The sequence below is a fragment of the Acholeplasma equifetale ATCC 29724 genome, assembly GCF_000687735.1.
GTDB lineage: Bacteria > Bacillota_I > Bacilli_A > Acholeplasmatales > Acholeplasmataceae > Acholeplasma > Acholeplasma equifetale.
On sequence record NZ_JHXL01000022.1, the window covers coordinates 1 to 2,527 of the forward strand.

General features: G+C 30.0%; 2 protein-coding genes. Both read right to left on the minus strand.

What is annotated here, in order from left to right; genetic code table 11:
• Nucleotides 1-139: 139 nt before the first annotated feature.
• Entirely contained in the window at nucleotides 140-1,558 is a 1,419-nt protein-coding gene (gene proS / locus T434_RS0106115; RefSeq protein ID WP_026400313.1) for a proline--tRNA ligase, read from the minus strand.
• Complete coding sequence (locus T434_RS0106120) at nucleotides 1,551-2,399, minus strand: S1-like domain-containing RNA-binding protein (protein WP_026400314.1); 849 nt, start codon at nucleotides 2,397-2,399, stop codon at nucleotides 1,551-1,553. The genes proS and T434_RS0106120 overlap by 8 nt, the downstream gene beginning before the upstream one ends.
• Between the last annotated feature and the right edge of the window lie 128 nt (nucleotides 2,400-2,527).

Sequence of the window (2,527 nt, forward strand, 5' to 3'; positions counted from 1 at the left end):
ATTTTTAAACAATAAAATCCACCTATAACATATATGGAGGTAGACCTCCCAATAAGTTATTGGGTATCGTAAACCTCCATATATGTTATATACCTTAAATAAAAAATCCTAACCAGCTGGTTAGGATTATTTTTTTAAATTAATATGCTCTTGCAAATAAAATTGTCATGGTTGCTTTTTTACCAGTAACTGGACAGATTTCAGTAATTAAATTACGCTTTTGGATAACACGTGCTGTCGCACCTGTTTCTTCTTTAATTTTAATTTCTGCTTCTTCGCCAGCAACACTCATAGCAACATATCCACCACGTTTTAAGAAATATTTAAATTCCTCATATGATTTAGCCTCATATGTGTGTTCTTCAACATGTTTAAGTGCTTTTTGATACATTTCATCATGCATCTTTTTAAGTGCTTGTTTAACGAATGTTTTAACTTCGCTCACAGGAACTTGAACTTTTTCTCTTGTATGACGGAAAACAATTGTAACTTGATTGTTTTCTAAATCTCTTGGTCCAACTTCAATTCTTAATGGAACACCTTTCATTTCATATTCACTAAATTTCCATCCTGGTGATTTTTTAGAATCATCAATAAATACTCTATATGAATTTTTAAGTTGTTTTTCTAACTTCTTAACAGTTTCATTAACATGATCATTTGGTGCGATTGGAATAATAACAACTTGAGTTGGCGCTAAATATGGAGGTAACACTAATCCATTATCATCACCATGAACCATGATGACCGCACCAATTAAACGTGTTGATACACCCCATGATGTTTGATATGCATATTCTAATTCATTTTTTTCATTCACAAATTTAATATCAAATGCTTTAGCAAACTCATTACCAAAATAGTGCGATGTACCACTTTGTAGTGCTTGTCCATCATGCATTAAAGCTTCAATTGAATATGTTTCTAATGCACCTGCAAATTTTTCTTTTTCAGTTTTTCTTCCCGTAACAAATGGGATAGCTAATAAATCTTTACCCATTTTTTCATAAATTTTTAACATGTTTAATGTTTCTTTTTTAGCATCTTCTGCTGTAGCGTGAACAGTATGACCTTCTTGCCATAAAAATTCTTTCCCACGTAAGAATGGGCGAGTTGTTTTCTCCCAACGGACAACACTACACCATTGATTATACTTTTTAGGTAAATCACGATATGAACGTACTATCTTGGAATAATGTGTTCCGAATAACACTTCACTTGTTGGGCGAATAATTAATCGTTCTGCTAAATCTTCATACCCTGTTGTTGTTACCATAGCAGTTTCAGGTGCAAACCCTTGAACATGGTCTTTTTCTTTTTGGAATAGTGATTCTGGAATAAGCATTGGCATATAAACATTTTGATGTCCTGTTTTTTTAAATGCTTCATCTAAATACTTTTGAATATTTTCCCAAATTGCATAACCATATGGACGATAAATAATAAATCCTTTAGCATCACTGTAATCCATAAGTTCTGCTTTTAAACAAAGGTCTGTATACCATTGGCTAAAATCTACATCTCTTGATGTAATGCTTTCAACTAATTTTTTACTCATTGTCACTCACCAAATACGTCTTTCCGTCTATAAATTTAATTAATCGTTTTTTATATAGTAAACCTAAAGCTCTTTTAAATGCTTTTCTTGATAAACCAAATACTTCCATAATTGTTTCACTATCTGTATCTGAAGTATAAGGCATTTGTTTATGTTTTTTAAGATAATCCAATATAAATTTAGAATCATCAACTCTTATTACTTCTTTTGATTCAATTAATGATCCTTCATACCCTTTTTTACTTTGATAAGTAATTTTTACTTTAACTTTTTCACCATAACGATATTGATTTCTTGTATTTGATTTTTTAACCAAAATCAAATCTAAATTGTCTGTTAATACAAAATATCCAATACTTGAAATACCTTGAATGATACCTTCAACTTCTTCGCCAATATCATATACATGATGATTTGAGATAATTTCTGAAACAGGTATGAGTTTAGCAACTAATTTACTTTTAACCTTTACTGTAACAAATAATTTTTCTCCCTCACGGGGCCATAGTGATTCATCTAAACCTAAATCATCTTTAGATAATAAAATATCTTTCGAAATACCTAAATCTAAAAATACACCAAGTTTAGGTGTTACAGATTTAACAACTAAAAATCCTTTTTCATCAACTTGTAATATAGGGCTTTTTAATGTTGCTGCTAATCTTCCTTTAAAGTCTAAATAAAGAAATGCAGAAACAATTTCATTCGGTTCTAATGTCTTGAAATCTGTTTCATTGACATGTAAAAAAACTTCTTCTCCATCAGTGGATTGAAGTAAATATGAAATATCTGTTTTTCTTTTAACTTTTAATTGATTTATTTTTCCGATTTCTAAAGACATATAAAACACCCTTCAATATTATATCATAATAAATAAAAAATCCCATGCTTGGGATTTTAATTTTAGGTATATAACATATATGGAGGTTTACGATACCCAATAACTTATTGGGAGGTCTACCTCCATAT